This is a genomic window from Marinobacterium marinum, from assembly GCF_013868415.1.
Classification (GTDB): Bacteria; Pseudomonadota; Gammaproteobacteria; order Pseudomonadales; family Balneatricaceae; genus Marinobacterium; species Marinobacterium marinum.
The window spans coordinates 1-20083 of the sequence record NZ_JACEMT010000043.1 but is presented as its reverse complement, the minus strand read 5'-3'; the positions used below and the strand labels follow the sequence as shown (position 1 = coordinate 20083).

The following is a 20083-nucleotide window of genomic DNA, read 5'->3' as shown; positions in this document are numbered from 1 at the left end:
CAACTTTAGTCGCTAGTTAAACTAAAGTATACGGGAAAACCACTACGTCAGGCTCGCATCATCATATTCAAACTTGATACGTACTGTAACGGTATACAGATCAGCTATAGCGATATGATTTCTACATATATTAGAAAAATGGGATTCAAGATAAAAATAGGATAATATCGACAGCACATAACAAGATCGACGAGGACACGCGTGATCCCCTCCCGAACCCCATTACCCCCCGGACTACCACAGGACAGCCTGGAGCTGATGAAAGAGAACGCCGCTTCGGCCGCCAAGCTGATGCGGGTACTTGGCAACGACAGCCGTCTGCTGATTCTCTGCTATCTGGATGGCAAGGAACTGTCAGTATCCGAACTCAACCGCTGCCTGGATCTCAGTCAGTCCGCTCTGTCACAGCACCTCGCGGTACTGCGCCGAGACGGTCTGGTCAAGACCCGGCGCGAGTCCCAAACCATTTATTACTCCCTGAATGGCGAAACCGCCATCACCATAATCAGAACACTGCACAACCTGTTCTGCCCAACCTCTCCCTGAGAGTCAGCTTAACAGCCCGGTCTGCGTCAAAAACATGAACAGCCCGGTGCCGGACAGGATACTGATCAGCGGATTGCGCAACCCCAGATGCAGCACCGTAACCACTGCCAGCGCCGCCAAGGATGGCAACAGATGTGTTCCGGTCACCAGTGCATCCTTGAGTGCGTACATCAACAGCAGCACCATCAGCACAGGCGGAAGATAACGCCCCAAATGCTTCAGCATGGGGTGCTCTGCCCATCTATACAGCAACAGGAACGGCAAGGCACGGGTCATGAATGTGGCAACAGCCGCAACCGCGATTACACTCAGAAGATACGCAACCGATTCCACTCGACACCTCCCTTCGCCATCACCAGCAACGACACCGCCATAGCAATGGACAGCATCAGCATATTGTCCGAACTGATCAGCAACGCTGCAATACCGATCAGTAATGCAAGCAAAAATACGCGCGGCCGGCGCACGGCGCGATACTGCTCGAGCGCCAATACCAGAAACAGAGCTGGCAACGTAAACTCGATACCCGCTGTCGAAAACTCGATCTGACCACCCAGCCAGGCACCCAATGTACAACCCATCACCCAGTACAGATGGTTAAGCGCAGCGATACGAAATTGCAACTGTGACCGCAGCTCGTCACAGGACGTGCGCAGCATGGTCAGCAACGAATAGGTTTCATCGGTCAATGCATAGATCAGGTACCAGCGACGCGAGCCATTCAACTTCAGGCTGCTCAACAGCGACAGGCCATAGACCATATGTCGGGCATTCAACAAGAGAGTCGCCACGAAAACCTCAACCAGTCCCGCGTGGTTGGCCAATAGCCCCACGGCCAGAAACTGGCCGGCACCGGCATAGATCACAACTCCCATCAGGGTTGCATACAACCAGTGATAGCCCAGTTCGGAAAACATGACACCAAATGCAGCGCCCAAGGGTATATAACCAAAAAGCACCGGCAACGATAAGCGCAGCGCTGATGTATCAGATTCAGGATTCATACGATAAAAATGCCGCCAAGCCGGCGGCAACCGTCAAACAGGATTATGATCAGTGTTGCAAACGGTAGGTCTGCCAGTCTTCGGTAGGCTCATTGAGCATCATTTTCATATCTACCACATCCTCTTCCATGTTGTAGCTGATCTTGAAACCCAATTTGCGCGCCAGACCCTGCATGCCCTTGTTGGATGGCATAGTCGAACCGACCAGCTGCAGTGTGCCCCGAGCGCGGCAGTAGTCGAGCGTTTTCTGCATCAGCATTACGCCCAGCCCTTCGCCCTGCATATCATCGCGTACAACAATCGAAAATTCGCTGCGTACATTATCAGCATCGGTTACCGCACGCACTACTCCCAGCGTCTCGAATCCCGCACCACTAAGTTTCGGTGCCGTTACGATAAACGCCATCTCGCGATCGTAATCGATCTGGGTCCAGGTCGCCAGTTCCACATGTGTCGGCACGCCCCGGCTGTAAAAATAGCGCAAGCGTATGGATTCCGGGCTCAAATGATTAAAAAATTCCAAGTGCGCAGGCTCATCTTCACCCCGTATCGCCCTCAGCGTTGCCCGACGCCCCGAGCGCTTCAGCGTAACCTCTTCGGTCAAATACTCGGGATAGGGTGATATCGACAATTGCGCCGGTTCTCCGACCGAAACGGCGCAGTCCACCGCCAACAGGCCACGTTTATTCAACAGCAACGGGTTAATTTCCAGGCACTTCAATTCGGGCAGATCCACCGCCATCTCCGACAGCCGGATCAGCATCTCACACAAGTGATCCACATCACGCTCAACCTGATAACTGTTTTCGGCAATGATGTTATAAACACGTGATCGTTTAACCAACTGGCGTGCCAGCGCAAAATTCAACGGCGGCAGCATGATATTTCGATCTGCCAACACGTCAATGGTGTACCCGCCGACTCCAAACAGAATTAGCGGGCCGAATACAGGATCACGCGTAATGCCCACATTCACCTGCATGGACTGAAAGCCACGTTTCATCTGCTGTACGACGAATCCGTGCGCCTCTTCCGCGGGGTAACGCTCACCTACCCGATAGGCCAGTTTGGTCGTGGCGTGGCGGACCTCGCTGATCGAGTACAGATCCAGCGCCAGATCACGCCAGCGTTGATGCCCCGTGCTGTCGTAGCAAAACGGATAGATATTGTCTCGGTGCAACGCCTTGACTGCGACGGAACCGCCCATCTGGCGTGCAATATCCACGACTCCCGCAATATCGTCGGCATAGCCGGTGTTCGGCGTGGGAATCTCATACAAATCCAGCAACCGGCATGACTCCGCATGCGTCAGATAATCACGCCCCTCGGCCCGCGCCTGCTGCAACATCTGCCTGGCCTGCTTGCGGTTGGGCAGGTTATGCAGATGGAAAGGCGCAGGGGTTTGCCGCATGGCAGCCTGGTTGCGATGGTATTCCACCATCTGCATAAACGCATCCACCGATTCTTCCGGCGTCATAAACGTGGGAATACCCGCCGCGTTACAGTGATTACGAGCCGCAATAGCCGAATAACGCCCCATCCAGCACGTCAAGACGTTGCGGGGCGTTTTACGCGCCACTTTGATCACTTCATCGGCAGTCGCCACACTGGCGGCCATACGCGTAGGCGCATGGATTACAAGAACGGCATCCACATTTGGGTCCTTGGTCAACAAACGTGTGACCTCGGCAAAACGTTCAGGTGTGGCATCCGCATTCAAATCGACTGGAGTTCGACCGTTCCAGCTTGGCGGCAAGAGCCGAGCCAGACTTTCTCGGGTTTCTTCTGTAATTTCGGCCAGTTTGCCCCGTTTACGCAGCAAACGGTCATTGGCCAGCGCATTGGGCCCCATGCCATTACAGACAATCGCCAGCCGCTCGCCTCGCATGGGCTTCATCCGTGACAGGGTTTCCAACGCATTGAACAGCTGGTCCGATGTTTCGACCCGCACCGCACCCGCCCGGCGCAAAGCCGCATCGTACACCCGATCTTCATCATCAATGCCGGGTGCCAGATCGATGGAGTAACGGCCATCCTGGATAATATTGGACTTGAGAACCAGAACCAGCTTATTGCGAGACGCAGCGCGCACGGCAGAAACAAAGTTGCGCGAAGTGCCGATAATACGATCCATTTGCAGCAAAATAGCCTGGGTTGCCGGCTCTTTGGACAGGTAATCAACGATGGCCGGAAGATCCACGTCCACTCCCTCTCCCAGCGTCAGAAAGTGGGAAAAGCCGATTTCCTGACCACTGGCCCAGTCGATCATCGCAGTCCCCAGCAAGCCTGATTGACCGACGTAAGCCACCTTGCCCTTGCGAATATTGACGTGGGCATAACTGGCATTCATGTTCGAACCCGGCACCAGCAGCCCCATGCAGTCGGGGCCGAGAATGCGAATACCGTAAGGACGTGCAGCCTCACGCACTTCCTCACGCAATGACTGACTGCGGGGGCTAGTGCTGTCGTTCAACCCACCCGTCAGAATCATGGCCGCCTTGACCATATTGGCCCCGAGCTTGCGAATAATGCCAGCCACACTGTCAGGCGGAGTGCAGATAATCGCCAGATCCGGCATTTCAGGCAGGTCAGCCACGCCCCGGTAACACTGAACGCCGTGCACTTCGCCATACCCCTGCGCATTCACTGCCATTAGCTTGCCCGGATACTGACTATCAAGCAGGTTATGCAGTACCACGCCTCCCAGGCTGTCCTCACGCTCAGATGCTCCGAACACAGCAATGGATTGTGGCTTGAAAAAACGCTTGAGGTATTTTGTCGACACTCAGTGAGTTCCTTTATTGACCGAATCTGTTTTCTTTCAGGTGTCATACCTGATAGCGTATTCTATATTTTTCGCACCTGCAGCAAAAGACAGTTTTCAATGTAATACACAATAGGACTTTCGGCACACGTTGCCCCTGACCCATCATTCGATCGGCGCTACACGCCCAAGACCGAAGAGTGATTGCCAGAGCAAGGAGATCAAGATGACGCGCATGCCCCTCCCCAGTATCAAAAACAGCATAGACCGAGTTATCCATGCCATCGAGGGCCGCTACACCCAGGGCCTCTCTCCCGCTTCTTTGACCCTGGCGTATCTGGACTGGCTGACACACACCAGCCACTCGCCAGGCAAAATCAACGAAATGCTCGAAAACACACTGCGCAAATGCAGCGCCTTCACTTTGTGGGCCGCACGCGCCAGCCTCGACAGTGACGCTCCGCCCTTTATTTCGCCCCTGCCGGGCGACCGTCGCTTTGCAGATGACGCCTGGAAACGCTTCCCGTACAACGTCATGGCACAAAGTTTTCTGCTGCAGGAGCAGTGGTGGCACTATGCCACAACCGGCATTCCCGGCGTTGCCAAACATCATGAAAATGTTGTTTCCTTTGCCGCCCGCCAATGGCTGGACATGTTCTCACCCACCAACTACCCGATGACCAACCCTCTGGTGGTGGAGAAGGCCGTCCAAACGGGCGGACAAAGCCTCGCCAACGGCCTGCAAAACCTGCTTGACGATATTCAGCACTCCCTTCTGGATGAAGCCGACCCTGACAGTTTGCCCTACGCAGCCGGCAAGAATCTGGCCATGACACCCGGCAAAGTCGTGTTCCGCAACCGCTTGATCGAACTGATTCAATACTCGCCCACGACAGATAAGGTCGCGGCTGAACCGATCCTGATCACCCCCGCCTGGATCATGAAGTACTACATTCTTGATCTGTCCGAACACAACTCCATGGTGCGCTATCTGGTCGACAAAGGCCACACCGTCTTCATGATCTCATGGCACAACCCCGATGCGCGTGATCGCGATATGGGCATGGGCGATTATCTGCGCCGAGGCGTGATGGATGCACTGCGCGTCATCAATGCCGTCGTCCCCGAACGCAAGGTACACCTGGTCGGCTATTGCCTGGGCGGTACTCTGGCGACGATCGCCGCCGCCGCCATGGCTCGCGATAATGACGACCGCCTGCAGTCCCTGACTCTGTTCACCGCACAGACCGACTTTACCGAAGCCGGCGAGCTGATGTTGTTCATTGACGAAAGTCAGCTCAGTTACATGGAAGACATTATGTGGGACAAAGGCTATCTGGATACTCAGCAAATGGCTGGAGCCTTTACACTGCTGCGCTCCTACGACCTGCTTTGGTCACGCCTGGTCAGTGAATATCTGCTCGGCGAAAGTCCGCGCATGAACGACCTTATGGCCTGGAATGCCGACTCAACCCGCATGCCCTACAAGATGCATTCCGAATATTTGCGCCGACTGTTCCTGAATAACGACCTGGCCAGCGGTCGTTTTCGCGTGGGTGACCGCCCGATCTCACTGCGAGACATCCGCGTCCCAGTGTTCTGTGTTGCAACCCAAAAAGACCACGTAGCGCCCTGGCGTTCGGTGTACAAACTCCACGACCTGATGAATACCGAAGTTACCTTCGCCCTGACCAGCGGCGGCCACAATGCCGGAATTGTCAGCGAACCCGGACACCCCCGCCGCAGCTACCAGCTTGGCGTACAAACTGCCAAGGACAAGCACATTCCGGCCGATGACTGGCTAGTCCGCCACGACAGCAAGGAAGGCTCCTGGTGGGAACCCTGGGTCGAATGGCTGGCCAAACACAGCTCCACCCAGGTCACCCCCCCTGCCACCGGCAATACCGATGCCGGCTACCCCGCCATAGGCCCGGCACCGGGTACCTACGTATTTGAGCGCTGACCATTGGCACCTCCTCGATCGGTCGCGCCAGACCATGGCGCGATCGATTGATTTAAATCCGATTTTTTCCATTCATGATAGGAATTTTTTATTTTGAAGCCGACTCAAGACTGAACTATATTCGCGCTTGGATGAGGGCATCATCCAAGGGCGCAAAACCTCGTGCTTCCTGCACTCGCACCCTTCCCTCGTCCATCATGATCGCGGCCCTGCCGCTCCCGAAAACTTTTTGTGAGAGTAATGACGATGGGCACCAAAATCCGTGTCGATCAAGTAGCCGATGACGAACTGGGCGACTGGAATGAACAGTTCAACGAAGAAGAGGAGGTCAGCCGAAGCCGGGTGAAGTATAACGGCAAACGTCGCCGCCAGATCGAAGACTTCATGGAAGATCGCCGACTCAAACAACAAATCAACGACATATACGATGATTTCGACCACTTTCGCGAATGACTCAAACAGCCGACGGTAGATTGCAAGACTCTGTCGGCCAGCGCATGGCTGATACGAAAAGTGCCGGCAATAACCGGCACTTCATGTATCGCAGCCGGGCTTTCCCAGGATGAAAAAGCCCTTTATCGATCACTCACTTCAAGCGGCGCAAATCACGTCACCATGCCCTTCCTGCTCGATCAGGGCACAATGCATGGCGCGCACCGCAGGCTCGTAATCATCCTGCTTGACGATACACTGCATCTCTACCTGGCGCATCGACTGATGCAATGCCTGCACACTAATCCCGGCTTCTGCCAATGCTGTCGCTGTCTTGGCCAAAATCCCGGGCACTTTCAGATTGGAACCGATTGCCGACACCATCGCAACCTTATGCAACGCCACTTCAGCCCCATCAAATTTTTCACCGATCAGACGCTGGGCCCGATTCACCATCTTGCGCGAACCCGCCACAAAGTAAGTGATACTGTTCGCATCAGAATCACGATTCACCACATACAGGCGCAGATCACTCAGCAGCCTCAACAATTCGATATCGTACTTGGCTTCACCCAACATATCCTGATCAAAAATCTCGATTGCAAATACATTGGGACGGCCCGCGATAATCTCAACGCGTGGCTCTTCGCTGCAGTAATCCGTACTGATAACAGTCCCCGCATGATCCGGCTCAAATGCGTTTTTGATACGCAATTCGATATCCTGCTGACGCAACCCCTTGGCCGCCTTCGGGTGAATCGCCTCCATCCCCAGATTCGACAACTGGTCAGCGACGTCATAGTTGGTGCGACCAATGGTAACCACCTTATCCAGACCCACGATACCCGGATCAGCGGTGCTCAAATGAAACTCTTTGTGAATCACCGCCTCACGCGCACCAGTCTTGGTCGCGATTTTGCTGAACGTCATCTCGCTGTAGCCACGGTCAAAGGTCCGCATCAGGCCTTCGCTACAGTGAGTGTAACCAGTGACAATCGGCATTTCACTGCTCATATCGATCCCTTGAAAACTGGTCTCGATCATCTCGTCAAAAGGCAGCGGCTTCGGCTGATCCCAGCCCGAAAGATCCACAAAACGCGCATTGACGCCCTCTTTCCGCAACGCCAACACACTATTGTGTGCACTATGTGCTTCACCGATTGCAGCCAACATTTCACGCACCTTCATCAGGTGCTCATCAAGCTGAAAGTGGCCATTCGAACACAGTTGTTCCAGGCTCAGCATGATACTCTCAACATCGGCAATACGACGGGTAATGAAGCGATCCGCTTCGGCACGCTCAACCGCATCACCAAACAACTCAAGGTTGATCTCCAGCATTCGGGCACGTACATCATCCAGCGTCTCACGCCAGACACCTTCGCTTTCGGCATTGGCAAAACGCGCATAAACTCCCGGCTCGCCGGTTTTCTTGTGCTCAAGCAACAGGTTGGTAATACCGCCGTAAGCGGAAACAACGAAGATGCGGTTGTACAATTCCTCTCCCGTACGCTCACCAATAAGAATGGTATCCATCAGCTCGCGAAAGCGACTCATTGAGGTACCGCCGATCTTCTCTACTGTATGCATGTTATATCCTGTTGGCTCTTTCGTGTATTGCTGCCCCTGAATGGCAAAGGGTGGTCAAGATACAAACATGCCGGCTCATGGCCGGCATGTTGCACCCAAAAGGTCATCAGGCCTCGACCGTCTCCGCCTCCAGCGGATAGACGCCATTCTCGTCGTGCACTTCTTTACCATTAAGCGGCGGGTTGAAAACACACGCCAGCTTCAGTTCTTCGGTGGCACGCAGCAAGTGCTCATCGTGTTCATTCAGATTATACAGAGTACCCGGTTTGATCGGATAGATCTTGCCATCAGCAAGCGCCTCGATTTCACCTTCACCACTGATACAATATACCGATTCCAGATGGTTCTGATACCAAATATGCGTTTCGGTACCGGCATAAATTGTCGTGATATGGAACGAATATCCCATACCGTCCTCTTTCAGCAGCATCCTGGTACTTTCCCAGTTCTGAGATACTACTCGACGTTCACTTTTTTCGCACTCACCCAGTGTTCTAACAATCATTCCTACTACTCTTATTCCAGTGATTTTGTTCGCTTGCGATACGTCGGGCCTCAGGAAGCCTGGCTTTCACGCCCGGCCAGCGCTTCGGCAAAAGCCGTATTCAGCACCTTGAGACCAAATTCGATTTCGGCATCTGTAATCACCAGTGGCACCAGACACTTAACCACCTGATCATGTGCACCGCTGGTTTCAATGATTAAACCCTGCTTGAATGCACTCCCGGTGACGGCAGAAGCCAAATCGCCATCCGGACATTCAATACCGCTCATCAAGCCACGCCCCTTGAGCTTGAGCTCCTTGGCGCCATGCGCCTTGACGATCGCCTGCAAGCCCTTGCGCAACTTGTCGGCCTTGCGCTGTACTTCCTTCTCGAAGCGATCATCCGACCAAAAGGTCTCGAAAGCGGCCGCAGCCGTTACAAACGCGTGATTGTTACCACGGAAGGTACCGTTATGCTCTCCCGGACTCCACTGATCCAACTCTGGACGAAAGATGGTGACGGCGAACGGCAGACCATAGCCGCTGAGTGACTTGGACAAGGTTACGATATCAGGCTGGATACCAACGGCTTCAAAGCTGAAGAAGTGCCCCGAGCGGCCGCAGCCTGACTGAATGTCATCTACGATCAGCAACATGTCGTGACGACGGCAGACCTTCTCCAGATTGCGCAACCACTCAAACGACGCCGCATTCAAGCCGCCCTCACCCTGAATCGTTTCGACGATCACGGCAGCCGGATGATCAACACCGCTACTTGGATCACTCAGAACGCGGTCCAGATATTCGGTAGTGTCGATACCTTCCCCCAAATAACCGTCAAACGGCATACGCGTCACGTCCGACAACGAAGTCCCCATGCCGCCACGGTGATGCTGGTTACCCGTGGCCGCCAACGCGCCGCCGCTGACACCGTGAAAGCCATTGGTAAAGGAGATGATATTGCTGCGCCCCTTGACCTTGCGTGCCAGCTTCAGGGCGGCTTCTACCGCATTGGTACCCGTCGGCCCGGTGAACATCACTTTGAAGTCACCCATGCCTCGCGGCTCAAGAATCAGGTTGCGGAATGCTTTCAGATAGTTCTCCTTTGCCACGGACTGCATATCCAGACCATGCGTCAAACCATCTTCGGCGATGTAGTCAATCAAGGCTTGCTTCAAACGATCATTGTTGTGGCCGTAGTTCAGAGTGCCCGCGCCGGCAAGAAAATCGACATATTCCCGACCTTCTTCGGTTGTCAGTACAGCACCTTTCGCCTTGTTGAAAGTCACCGGAAATGAGCGGCTGTATGTACGAACTTCAGATTCTGTTTTCTGGAAAATATTCATCGATCTCTCCTGACTCATGAATTCTGTGTAGCAAGCTTGAACGGACCGGCGCGATAGAGCATTTCATCCTCATGCTCGCCACCAAAGTGCACCGCCCGTGAAAAAAGCACCGAACGCTCCACCGGAGCCGAAAGCGCGGCAAAAACACGCGCAAACAGGGTTTCCGAGGCAACATTGCCGGGGGTAATCGTGGTTTCGATATATTGCACACCCGCCGGTGCCAAGCGCTCTGTCAGCGCCAATAACATCTTCTGCCCCAACTTCTGGCCTCTACAGGCCGCATCCACAGCGACCTGCCAGATAAACAAGGTGTCAGCTCGACCGGGCGGCTGATAGCCAGAGATAAAGCCAACCAACTCACCATCGGCGTTCTCGGCAGCAATAGCGGTGTCGGCAAAGTGGCTGCAGTGCAGAAGGTTGCAGTAGATGGAGTTGGGATCCAGAGGGGAACAGCGCTCAACGAGCTTATGAAGGGCAAGGCCATCAGCGGCCTCAGGCTTACGTAGCGTAAAAATGTCAGATTCCATAGTATTTGATTTATTTAGCTTTGCTATGGTTTTAAGTATAAAACATATATAAATTCACTTTTCAACCCCGGCAGGGATAGTGTAACAAATGATTTTAAAAGCAAAAAAGCGCCAAATTCAGCAAAAATCTTCAAAAACACGAAAACAAAACAACATATCCATTGCTTTGCATTGCAAAATAATTGTTTTGCCTCGACAAAGACCTTTTGCATTAGCCGGTAATTCAGGCTAAAAAGCCCCCAGACCTCACACCTGTACCGGAGACGCTGCCAAGCACTATGGACAAAAGCCAGGACGCCCTTGTATTACTGCGTCAGATCATCCGTGCGACCGACCTGCACGACAAGCATCTGAGCCGCATGACAGGCCTTACCATGCCCCAGCTATTGACCATGCAGACTCTGCATATCAATGGCTCCCTGACCATCGGCATGCTGGCCAAAGAGATGAACCTGGCTCAAGCCACCGTCACCAGCATCCTGGACCGCCTGGAGCGCAAACAGCTGGTACGCCGCGAGCGCAGCAGCACCGACAAGCGCAAGGTTCTGGCCTGCCCGACCGATGAGGGACTGAAACTGCTGAAATCGGCACCCGCCACCCTGCAGGACACCTTTATTCGTCAATTTGCCGATATGCATGACTGGGAACAGTCGATGATTGTTGCAGCACTGGAGCATGTATCACACATTCTGGGCGCCCACCATCTGGACGCTGCTCCCATGCTGGACATCGGAGCACTGGATCGCACCAGCGAAAACGGCGTGCCCGAGTACCTCAAATCGGAACAGAACAACTGGAAGGACTGAAGCCGCCAAGTCGCCGCTTGTATCCGGGTCTGCTATGATGCGCCTTTTGCATCTGTAGATGGATTGTTCAACATGAGCCGATTCTGGAGTCCGGCTATTCAGTCACTGGTCCCCTACACGCCGGGCGAGCAGCCCAAGGTAGATGGCCTGATCAAACTGAATACCAACGAAAACCCCTTCCCCCCCGCCCCCGGTGTCGAAGCCGTACTGCGCAGCTTCGACACCGAGCGCCTGCGTCTTTATCCTGACCCCGAATGCCTGGCCCTCAAACAGGCTCTGGCCAAAGAAGCAGACCTTGAACACAATCAGGTTTTTGTTGGCAACGGCTCAGACGAAGTCCTGGCACTGACGTTCATGGCCCTGCTCCGCCACACCAGGCCTCTGCTGCTGCCCGAAACCAGCTACAGCTTCTACAACGTCTATATTGACCTATTCAACATCAACGCCCGACACATCCCGCTGAGCGATGACTTTCGCATCGATCTTGACGACTATTGCGGCGAAAATGGCGGTATTATCTTCGCCAACCCCAATGCCCCCACCAGCATCAGCCTGGATCTGAACGCGATCGAAACCCTGCTCAAGCGCAACACCGAATCGGTCGTCGTCATTGATGAAGCCTATGTGGATTTTGGTGCCGAAAGCGCGACACGTTTGGTCAACAGCTACCCTAACCTGCTGGTTATCCAGACCTTTTCCAAGTCCCGCTCTCTGGCCGGCATGAGGGTCGGTTTTGCCTTCGGACACCCGGAGCTGATTGAAGCACTGGAGCGCGTGAAAAACAGTTTCAACTCCTACCCGCTGGACATGCTGGCCCAGCAGACCGCAATTGCGGCACTGGAAGATCATGACTACTTCAAGCAGTGCACACGCACCATAATGGAAACCCGCCAGTGGACCAGCACGCAACTGGAGCAACTGGGATTCAAGGTACTGCCGTCACACACCAACTTCGTGTTTGCCAGCCATACCCGAGTGCCTGCCGACACCCTGATGCAATACCTGCGCGAGCACAAGATTCTGGTACGCCACTTCACCAAGCCAGGCATCAACAACCACCTGCGCATCACCATCGGTACTACCAATGAAATGCAGTCACTGATCGACTGCCTGCGTACCCATCCCGAACTGTAACAACAGTAAAAGGACATAAAAAAGGCGACCCCGGGGTCGCCTTTTTCCATTACACGCCACAATCCCTTAGCGGCTCAATTCCAGCAACAGCTTATTCAATCGCTGCACATAGCTGGCGGGATCATCCAGCGTCGCGCCAGCAGCAAGCCCGGCCTGATCAAAGAGCACCTGAGCCAGTTCGCCAAAACGATCCTCGTCAGGCTCCTGATCCAGCCGATCAATCAGCGGGTGTTCCGGATTAATTTCAAAGATCGGCTTGCTTTCAGGCACCGGCTGACCAGCCGCTTCCATGATGCGACGCATCTGCAGCCCCATATCGTAGTCACCGATCACCAGACAGGCGGGAGAATCGGTCAGTCGGTGCGTAATGCGCACAGAATCAACCTTGTCGTCCAGCACCTTGCTCAAACGCTCGACCAGCCCTTCATGCTCCTTGGCAACGTCTTCGAGCTTCTGCTTCTCTTCTTCGGATTCAGTCTCGCCCAAATCCAGCTCGCCCTTGGTAACGTCCTGGAAGCTATGACCGTCAAAGTCAAACAGCTGACTCATCATCCATTCGTCAATACGCTCGGACAACAGCAGCACTTCGATGCCCTTCTTGCGAAATACTTCCAGATGAGGACTGTTCTTCGCCGTGTTATAGGAGTCTGCAACGACGTAGTAGATTTTTTTCTGACCTTCCTGCATGCGGCCGACATAGTCTTCCAACGATACATTCTGGTCAGCCACACCTGTATGGGTAGAGGCAAAGCGCAGCAACTTGAGAATCTTGTCGCGGTTGGCATGATCTTCCGCCGGCCCTTCCTTCATCACTTGGCCAAAAGTGTTCCAGAATTGTGCATATTTGTCCGCATCATTCTTGGCCAGCTTGCCCAGCATATCCAGCACGCGCTTGCTCAACGCAGAACGCAGCTTGTCGACACTCGGGTCCTTCTGCAGGATTTCACGGGAAACGTTCAGGGACAGATTGTTGGTATCGACCACACCCTTGATGAAGCGCAGATACAGCGGCAGGAACTGATCCGCCTGATCCATGATAAATACACGCTGCACATACAGTTTGAGTCCACGCGGAGCTTCACGGTTCCACAGGTCATAGGGCGCATTTTCAGGCACATACAGCAAACTGGTGTATTCCAGATTACCTTCCACCTTGTTATGCGACCAGGTCAGTGCATCGGCAAAATCATGCGAAATGTGCTTGTAGAATTCCTGATACTCTTCATCATTCAGGTCGGACTTGGAGCGAGTCCAGAGTGCTGTCGCCGAGTTCACACTCTCCAGTTCAGGTGCATCCTGCTCGCCCTGATCGTCATCCCCTTCAGACGGTACTGCTTCCTTAAGCATCTTGACCGGAATCGCAATGTGGTCCGAGTACTTGCGCACCAGCGAACGCAGTCGAAAGCCGTCGGCAAACTCCTCTTCACCTTCCTTCAACTTGAGTACGATACGCGTACCGCGCTGCGCCTTGTCGATCGTGGCGATCGTGAAGTCACCTTCACCGGCGGAAGACCAATGCACGCCATTTTCGGACGACTCACCCGCACGACGGGTATACACATCCACCCGTTGAGCAACAATGAATGCCGAATAAAAGCCCACGCCGAACTGACCAATCAACTGACTGTCCTTGGCCTGATCACCGGTCAGGTTGGACAGGAAGCCGGCTGTGCCAGACTTCGCAATCGTACCCAGATGATCAATCACATCTTGACGATTCATACCGATGCCACGGTCCTCAATGGTTACCGTGCCTGCGTCCTTGTCAAACTCGATACGTACTTCGAGGGTGCTGTCACCTTCATACAAGGCATCATTGTTCAGGGCCTCAAAACGCAGTTTCTCGGATGCATCGGATGCGTTCGAAATCAGCTCGCGCAGGAAAATCTCCTTGTTGGAGTACAGCGAGTGGATCATCAGATGCAGAAGCTGCTTAACTTCAGTCTGGAAACCAAGTGTCTCTTTCTGTGTTTCTGTGCTCATGGCGGGCTTGTCTAACCTCCGGAAACAAACTGTTAACCTTTCCAGATATAGGGGTGCCCATCCGCATTTCAAGGGGTTAGTGTTTGTTTTATGATTCTTTATCCGTATCCAGCAGAAAATGAGCCCGCGCCTGGGCAATAGGTTTGCTTTTCCGCTCCTGCCAGGCCAATACCGAACAATTGCCCACACGACGCCCCTGCCGACTGATATGACAGATGGCGAAGGTATCTCGATCAAGCCCGGCACGCATATAATCCAGCGAAAAATCGATAATTTTGGCCAACCCGGGCTGAGGCAGCTGCAACGTCAACTGGAACAGCGCTGTCAGCTCCATGAAGGACGCGATCACGCCCCCGTGAATGGCAGGAATGGTCGGATTACCGATATTATCGGGCCTGGCCGGCAAACGGAAAATCACCTCTTCACCGTAGCACTCGCACTGCACCCCCAGCACCCGCGCATAGGGAATCAGATCCACCAGCGGCTGGTAATCACCGCTGACATGCGCCTGTTTTACCAGATCAAGCAGTTGCTGCATCATTTCCTCCCTCAATCATCGCCCTGAACGCCGAATCCGTATTCCCGTCTCCCGGCCGCATGAATGTCGCGATTGCATAAGCAACCGGACGCGAAGGCGACTCCTGGTATACGGACGCACGGGTAAACAGCACGCTGCGCGTGACCCGGTAACATTCGGCCGACACATAGAGGGGCTGACTTTGCACCGGCGTGCGCATGTGATCGATACGCAAATCCAGAGTGGGACACAACTCAAACCGCTCCAGTGCACACAGCGTCGATACGCTGCTGGCCGCATCCACCAGAGTGGTCAAAACACCGCCGTGCAGATAGGTATCCAGAACCTTGCTGATCAATTGCGATTGCACCGGGAGAACCAGAGTCGCGGCGTTTTTTTCGGCCTTGATCAGGCGAATGCCCAGCTTCTGCATATGAGGCTGGGCATGCAGAAAACGCGTGCAACGAGCATTGTAGTCGTTCATCTCGCTCATCCATCATCTCCCGAACTCATCATCAGAGTTTTCAGCGTAGACGAGGTAAACTCACGCCGATAGAGCACTACCACCACGATGGATGTCAGCAACATGAATATCCAGGGATTGATGAACCAGCCCAACACCGAGATACTGAAATAATAGGTCCTCAGACCCAAGTTGAAATTCAGCGCCGCCATGGACGCCATACGCGCAATACGCTTGGCATGCGCTTTTTGCTGCGCGGCAGAAGGATTCTCCGTCGGCAAGGGCGCACCGCCGATCATGACCGATACAAATCCGTACTGACGCAGACTCCAGGTAAATTTGAAGAAGGCATAGATAAACAATACAACCAGCAGCAGCAGTTTCAGCTCCCATTCCTGCTTGGTCGCCACCACCGCAAAAGGCAGGTCTTCAACCAGATTAATCGCCCGCTCGGTCGAGCTCATCACCGTCATCAAGCCCGCCAGCACCAGAATCGTCGTGGATGCAAAGAACGCAACGCTGCGCTCCAGGTTGGCAATGGCGGCCGTATCCGCGATTCTCACTTCTCGTGCTAACATCCGCTGCATCCACTCGGTGCGATAAAGATGCAGCATACTGACCAGACAAGGCGTTGTATGACTCTTCAATTCCGAGTAATACATATACCCACGAAAGCAGAGCAAAAACCAGCCCAATGCCAGGGCATCAGTCCAGTTGTTCTGCAACAGCAACAACATATTGTCCATTAACAGCTCCGGTCATCTGTGTCCTTAATACTATAACTTACAGGGATTAAGTTTCAGTGTCTTCAAGCAGTTACAGCATTTTTGTCGGGGCGGGCTACGCCTTGGCCACCTCCATGGTCATGAGCCTGGCTGCGGTACTGATCAAAATGGCAGCAGCCACCATCAGCATCGAAATGATCGTCTTTTTCCAATACCTGCTATGCACAATCGCCATGCTACCCTGGCTGCGGCAACAGGGTTTCAGAGCACTGCACACACACCGCCCCGGGCTGCATCTGATACGTGGTCTGTGCGGCTGGGGCTGCTTTTACGCATATTATCTGGCACTCAACCACATCCCTCTGATTGATGCTGCCCTGTTGCGCAACGCGGCCCCTCTCTGCGTCCCGCTCTGGCTACTGCTGTGGCATGGCGCAAAACTGCACTGGATAAGCTGGCTTCCCCTGATTTTGGGGTTTGCGGGGATTGGCCTGATCATGCAGCCGGAAGGAGACGGGCTAAGCGGCTGGCACCTGATCGGGTTCATAGCTGCCCTGGCACTGGCCGGCTCCATCGTCACCACCCGTGAATTGACGCATACAGAACCGGTGAACCGTATTCTGTTTTACTATTTTATGATTTCAACCCTAACCAGCCTGCCCCTGGCGCTGTCCAACTGGCAGCCCATGCAAATACAGGACATGCTGTACAGCGTGATGATTGCCGGCTCCATCTGGCTAACCATGTGGCTGTATACGCGCTCCTACAGCCATGCACCCGCCTCAATCATTGCACCGTTAAGCTACTTCGGCGTTTTATTCACAGGCTTCTGGGGCTGGCTGTTCTGGGACCAGATACCCATGCCATTGACGTGGCTCGGGTGCATACTGGTTATTTGTGGTGGTGTCGGGTCAGTCTGGGCTGGCACACGCCTGCAAAGCAAACACTGAAATCAGGAGGAGCAGGTCAAGTAGATAGAAGCCGCCCAGCCCGGTCGCGGACCCGCATAACGGGCATATGTACTGTGCGCGTCTCCTGGATGTCGCAACAATGGCAGCAACCCGTGCAGTGGCCGATAGTCTCCCTGGTGTGCTTCGCGAATCACCTCTTCCGCCATGTAGTTGCGCAGAATAAAGCGCGGGTTTACCGAACGCATCTGCTGGCTTCGAATGGGATCACTGGCAGCCTCTTGCCGAACACGTTCGGCATAGCGCCGCAACCAGTCCGCCATCGGCTCTGGACGGGTACAGAAGGCCATCAGGGTGCCAGCCTGAGGATCATGTTCCGGCCGCCATTCAGCAAGCGCACGCAGGAAACGGTTATGATCCATACGCTCTTCTGACCAAATGGCAACCAGTTGCTCCACAAGCTCTACATCATCGCCATCCACAGCCTGCAGCCCCAGGCGTGCCCGCATGCGCTCCAGATAAGCCGACTGGTACAGTGCATCAAAACAACCTAATTCTTCTTCCAGTTCGGCGCGCGTAACCAGCGGCAGCATTGCCTGCGCCAACGCGGCCATATTCCAGCGTACTATAGAGGGCTGACGACTGAAGGCATAACGTGCCTGATGATCATTCTTGTTGGCCACATGATTCGGTTCGTAGTAATCAAGGAAGGTGTAAGGGCCATAGTCAAAGGTTTCACCAATCAGTGACATATTGTCGGTATTCAGTACCCCGTGCACAAAACCGTATGCCTGCCAAGATGCGGCCAGGCGTGCGGTACGTTCCAGCACTTCGCGATACAGCGCCCTATAGGGCTGCTCGAGTTGCAACAGTTGCGGGAAAAAGCGTTGCAGGCAGTAGTCGGCCAAACGGCGCAAGTCATCGTACTGTTCGGTGTAATAGAAATATTCAAAATGACCAAACCGAATATGGCAAGGCGTTACCCGCAGTAGCATGGCACAAGGCTCCATCCCGTTTCGCTGGGTGTACTGTTCACTGCCCAAAAGACACAACGCTCGAGTGGTCGGAATACCCAATCCGGCCATGGCTTCGCCAGCCAAAAACTCACGAATACTGGAACGCAGAACGGCACGACCGTCACCAAACCGAGAAAAGGCCGTTTGTCCCGCCCCCTTCAAGTGCAAATCATAGCGCTCACCTTTTCGATTCAACACTTCTCCCAGCAACAGGCCACGACCATCCCCCAAATCCGGGTTATACATGCCAAACTGGTGGCCGGTGTACTTCATCGCCAGAGGGTCAACCCCCTGCCAACCAGGCTGCCCCTGACAATGCCGTACCAGCTCGTCAGGAGAGATGGAACAGGGGTCCAAGTCCAGCCAGCGAGCAACCGCAGGACTGAAAGCGATCAGATGAGCGGATTCAAGAGGCTGTACGTTTGTACGCTGGAACCAGTGTTCGGGCAAGCGGGCATAGCTGTTATCAAAATTCAACTGCTGCAAGGGACCACCGACACTCATCCACATTCCTCCACGCTCACGACTCCTATAACCTAGCATCTATGGACGCCCCGTTTTGTGCAAGCAAAACATTTCGTGACATGAAGGTATTGCAGCCATCTATCCGGATTTTTACGAGGTATTAACCTCTATCCCTGATGAATTCCGCTGACTGGATGCTAATCATTTTAACGTTCTCTGTACGAACGATGTTAGTCGCAGCCTTATCCAGTCTCGGCTCTACCTGTCTGTCATCAGCAAGTTCTGCCCACGCAAACCTCAGCGCGTTCCTGTCATTGGTTTATTCAGCAGCCGGTTCTATGTACCGCTGCCCTTTATTCAATAATGCCCATGCTATACGTGCTAGCTTGTTTGCCATTGCTACAATGACCACATTCTTGTTTGCTCGCACTGATAGTGCATGTAACCAGTTGCTAACGGCATTTTTCTTGGTCGCTGAATGCCTTAGCACTGCTCGCGCACCATGAACCAACATCCTGCGCAAATATGCATCCCCACGCTTACTGATCCCTCTGAGTACTGTTTTGCCGCCACTCGAGTGCTGTCGTGGAACAAGGCCTAACCACGCTGAAAGTTGGCGGCCGTTCTTGAATGCCAATGCATTACCCACGGTTGCTACCAAAGCTGAAGCGGTTAAACGACCAATACCTGGTACTTCAAGTAAACGCTGGCATGCCGAATTGTGTTGCACGTGTTGGTCAATTTCACGATCCAACTCACCAATGCAGCGCTCTAGCTCCACCCAACGAGCTCTCATACGCTCAATGTGGCGCTGCATCAGTACCGGCAGCTGATCTTCATTTATGCCATAGCTGTCGCGGAACCACTGCTTTAGACGCGCCGGGCCGGATGGCACTGCTATGCCAAATTCACCTAAGGTTGCACGTAAGCGGTTGATTAGAGCAGTACGGTCTCTCATTAACCCATCACGCTCACGGTGTATCAGCAAAATACTCTGCTGATCAGGCGTCTTCAGCTCCACAAAACGCATATGTGGCCGAGATACTGCCTCACAAATCGCTTCCGCATCAGCAGCGTCATTTTTGTTGGTTTTTACATAAGGTTTTACGTATTGGGGTGGAATCAGCTTCACTTCATGTCCGCAGTCAGTAATAACTCGACCCCAGTAGTGCGAGCTGCTGCATGCTTCCATCCCAACTGTACATTTGGATAACTTTGCAAAAAATGCGTAAACCTGTGTCCTCCGCAATGACTTTCTGATTACGCAGCGCCCACGTTCATCAGCACCGTGTACTTGAAAGACATTTTTCGCAAGATCCAAGCCGATCACTGATACCTGTTCCATGATGCATCCTCCACCTGGTTGCTACCAACTAGCAGTATAGGAGGGGCGTCCATTTCATTATTTTA

The 20083-nt window shown here is 53.7% G+C and carries 19 protein-coding genes; 6 read left to right on the top strand and 13 right to left on the bottom strand.

All coding sequences use genetic code 11. The features are described from left to right. Window positions 1–258: 258 nt before the first annotated feature. Window positions 259–546, top strand: a complete 288-nt coding sequence (locus H1S06_RS07205) for an ArsR/SmtB family transcription factor (protein WP_181738694.1) — start codon at window positions 259–261, stop codon at window positions 544–546. A 3-nt stretch (window positions 547–549) separates the two neighbouring features. Here H1S06_RS07205 and H1S06_RS07200 read toward each other — a convergent pair whose 3' ends face one another. From H1S06_RS07200 to H1S06_RS15715, 3 genes are read right to left on the bottom strand one after another with little or no spacing between them, the layout of a single operon-like run. Further along, the gene (locus H1S06_RS07200) at window positions 550–879 is read right to left on the bottom strand and encodes a branched-chain amino acid transporter permease (RefSeq protein WP_181738691.1); all 330 of its coding nucleotides are present in this window, start codon (window positions 877–879) and stop codon (window positions 550–552) included. Next, window positions 855–1550, bottom strand: coding sequence for an AzlC family ABC transporter permease (locus tag H1S06_RS07195; protein ID WP_181738690.1), 696 nt, complete (start codon window positions 1548–1550; stop codon window positions 855–857). The genes H1S06_RS07200 and H1S06_RS07195 overlap by 25 nt, the downstream gene beginning before the upstream one ends. Before the next feature lie 49 nt (window positions 1551–1599). Next, entirely contained in the window at window positions 1600–4335 is a 2736-nt protein-coding gene (locus H1S06_RS15715; RefSeq protein WP_181738688.1) for a bifunctional acetate--CoA ligase family protein/GNAT family N-acetyltransferase, read from the bottom strand. A 205-nt stretch (window positions 4336–4540) separates the two neighbouring features. Between H1S06_RS15715 and H1S06_RS07185 the strand changes: the two genes are divergently transcribed. Together H1S06_RS07185 and H1S06_RS07180 are read left to right on the top strand one after the other, a co-directional pair. Next, on the top strand, window positions 4541–6277 hold the full coding sequence (locus H1S06_RS07185) for a PHA/PHB synthase family protein (protein WP_181738686.1): 1737 nt from the start codon (window positions 4541–4543) through the stop codon (window positions 6275–6277). A 246-nt stretch (window positions 6278–6523) separates the two neighbouring features. Continuing rightward, on the top strand, window positions 6524–6730 hold the full coding sequence (locus H1S06_RS07180; RefSeq protein ID WP_181738684.1) for a PA3496 family putative envelope integrity protein: 207 nt from the start codon (window positions 6524–6526) through the stop codon (window positions 6728–6730). 138 nt (window positions 6731–6868) lie between these two features. Here the strand turns inward: H1S06_RS07180 and H1S06_RS07175 are convergent, their stop codons facing one another. The 4 genes from H1S06_RS07175 to ectA all read right to left on the bottom strand — a co-directional run bounded on the left by H1S06_RS07175 (window position 6869) and on the right by ectA (window position 10656). Further along, entirely contained in the window at window positions 6869–8299 is a 1431-nt protein-coding gene (locus H1S06_RS07175; RefSeq protein WP_181738682.1) for an aspartate kinase, read from the bottom strand. Window positions 8300–8405: 106 nt separating this feature from the next. After that, complete coding sequence (locus H1S06_RS07170) at window positions 8406–8804, bottom strand: ectoine synthase (RefSeq protein ID WP_181738680.1); 399 nt, start codon at window positions 8802–8804, stop codon at window positions 8406–8408. A 50-nt stretch (window positions 8805–8854) separates the two neighbouring features. Further along, on the bottom strand, window positions 8855–10129 hold the full coding sequence (gene ectB / locus H1S06_RS07165; RefSeq protein ID WP_181738678.1) for a diaminobutyrate--2-oxoglutarate transaminase: 1275 nt from the start codon (window positions 10127–10129) through the stop codon (window positions 8855–8857). Window positions 10130–10143: 14 nt separating this feature from the next. Next, on the bottom strand, window positions 10144–10656 hold the full coding sequence (gene ectA / locus H1S06_RS07160) for a diaminobutyrate acetyltransferase (RefSeq protein ID WP_181738676.1): 513 nt from the start codon (window positions 10654–10656) through the stop codon (window positions 10144–10146). A gap of 278 nt (window positions 10657–10934) precedes the next feature. Between ectA and H1S06_RS07155 the strand changes: the two genes are divergently transcribed. Continuing rightward, entirely contained in the window at window positions 10935–11462 is a 528-nt protein-coding gene (locus H1S06_RS07155; protein ID WP_181738675.1) for a MarR family winged helix-turn-helix transcriptional regulator, read from the top strand. Between the two features lie 72 nt (window positions 11463–11534). Next, window positions 11535–12596 (top strand): histidinol-phosphate transaminase, encoded by a 1062-nt coding sequence (hisC, locus tag H1S06_RS07150; protein WP_181738674.1) that lies wholly within the window; start codon window positions 11535–11537, stop codon window positions 12594–12596. Window positions 12597–12662: 66 nt separating this feature from the next. On the opposite strand, the gene htpG is transcribed toward hisC, so the two are convergent. From htpG to H1S06_RS07130, 4 genes are all read right to left on the bottom strand, one after another. Next, window positions 12663–14579, bottom strand: coding sequence for a molecular chaperone HtpG (gene htpG / locus H1S06_RS07145; RefSeq protein WP_181738673.1), 1917 nt, complete (start codon window positions 14577–14579; stop codon window positions 12663–12665). A gap of 88 nt (window positions 14580–14667) precedes the next feature. Then, a complete protein-coding gene (locus tag H1S06_RS07140; RefSeq protein ID WP_181738672.1) occupies window positions 14668–15117 on the bottom strand; it encodes a PaaI family thioesterase in 450 nt (149 codons plus the stop codon). Then, a complete protein-coding gene (locus tag H1S06_RS07135; RefSeq protein ID WP_181738671.1) occupies window positions 15101–15589 on the bottom strand; it encodes a PaaI family thioesterase in 489 nt (162 codons plus the stop codon). The genes H1S06_RS07140 and H1S06_RS07135 overlap by 17 nt, the downstream gene beginning before the upstream one ends. Next, window positions 15586–16305 carry a DUF599 domain-containing protein gene (locus tag H1S06_RS07130; RefSeq protein ID WP_181738670.1) on the bottom strand — a complete coding sequence of 240 codons (720 nt, stop codon included), beginning with the start codon at window positions 16303–16305 and terminating at the stop codon, window positions 15586–15588. The genes H1S06_RS07135 and H1S06_RS07130 overlap by 4 nt, the downstream gene beginning before the upstream one ends. 56 nt (window positions 16306–16361) lie before the next feature. Between H1S06_RS07130 and H1S06_RS15710 the strand changes: the two genes are divergently transcribed. Next, entirely contained in the window at window positions 16362–17234 is an 873-nt protein-coding gene (locus H1S06_RS15710) for a DMT family transporter (protein ID WP_181738669.1), read from the top strand. A 2-nt stretch (window positions 17235–17236) separates the two neighbouring features. On the opposite strand, the gene H1S06_RS07120 is transcribed toward H1S06_RS15710, so the two are convergent. Continuing rightward, window positions 17237–18712 carry a protein adenylyltransferase SelO gene (locus H1S06_RS07120; protein ID WP_181738668.1) on the bottom strand — a complete coding sequence of 492 codons (1476 nt, stop codon included), beginning with the start codon at window positions 18710–18712 and terminating at the stop codon, window positions 17237–17239. Window positions 18713–18992: 280 nt separating this feature from the next. Continuing rightward, entirely contained in the window at window positions 18993–20018 is a 1026-nt protein-coding gene (locus tag H1S06_RS07115; protein ID WP_181737921.1) for an IS110 family RNA-guided transposase, read from the bottom strand. Window positions 20019–20083 lie beyond the last annotated feature (65 nt).

Excerpts from the sequence above, each read along its gene's own strand:
- H1S06_RS07130 (WP_181738670.1), bottom strand. The coding sequence starts at position 16,305 with ATGGACAATATGTTGTTGCTGTTGCAGAACAACTGGACTGATGCCCTG.
- H1S06_RS07120 (WP_181738668.1), bottom strand. The coding sequence starts at position 18,712 with ATGAGTGTCGGTGGTCCCTTGCAGCAGTTGAATTTTGATAACAGCTAT.
- H1S06_RS07205 (WP_181738694.1), top strand. The coding sequence starts at position 259 with ATGAAAGAGAACGCCGCTTCGGCCGCCAAGCTGATGCGGGTACTTGGC.
- ectA (WP_181738676.1), bottom strand. The coding sequence starts at position 10,656 with ATGGAATCTGACATTTTTACGCTACGTAAGCCTGAGGCCGCTGATGGC.
- H1S06_RS07135 (WP_181738671.1), bottom strand. The coding sequence starts at position 15,589 with ATGAGCGAGATGAACGACTACAATGCTCGTTGCACGCGTTTTCTGCAT.
- ectB (WP_181738678.1), bottom strand. The coding sequence starts at position 10,129 with ATGAATATTTTCCAGAAAACAGAATCTGAAGTTCGTACATACAGCCGC.
- H1S06_RS07170 (WP_181738680.1), bottom strand. The coding sequence starts at position 8,804 with ATGATTGTTAGAACACTGGGTGAGTGCGAAAAAAGTGAACGTCGAGTA.
- H1S06_RS07115 (WP_181737921.1), bottom strand. The coding sequence starts at position 20,018 with ATGGAACAGGTATCAGTGATCGGCTTGGATCTTGCGAAAAATGTCTTT.
- htpG (WP_181738673.1), bottom strand. The coding sequence starts at position 14,579 with ATGAGCACAGAAACACAGAAAGAGACACTTGGTTTCCAGACTGAAGTT.
- H1S06_RS07180 (WP_181738684.1), top strand. The coding sequence starts at position 6,524 with ATGGGCACCAAAATCCGTGTCGATCAAGTAGCCGATGACGAACTGGGC.
- H1S06_RS07140 (WP_181738672.1), bottom strand. The coding sequence starts at position 15,117 with ATGCAGCAACTGCTTGATCTGGTAAAACAGGCGCATGTCAGCGGTGAT.
- H1S06_RS07185 (WP_181738686.1), top strand. The coding sequence starts at position 4,541 with ATGACGCGCATGCCCCTCCCCAGTATCAAAAACAGCATAGACCGAGTT.
- H1S06_RS07175 (WP_181738682.1), bottom strand. The coding sequence starts at position 8,299 with ATGCATACAGTAGAGAAGATCGGCGGTACCTCAATGAGTCGCTTTCGC.
- H1S06_RS07195 (WP_181738690.1), bottom strand. The coding sequence starts at position 1,550 with ATGAATCCTGAATCTGATACATCAGCGCTGCGCTTATCGTTGCCGGTG.
- H1S06_RS07155 (WP_181738675.1), top strand. The coding sequence starts at position 10,935 with ATGGACAAAAGCCAGGACGCCCTTGTATTACTGCGTCAGATCATCCGT.
- hisC (WP_181738674.1), top strand. The coding sequence starts at position 11,535 with ATGAGCCGATTCTGGAGTCCGGCTATTCAGTCACTGGTCCCCTACACG.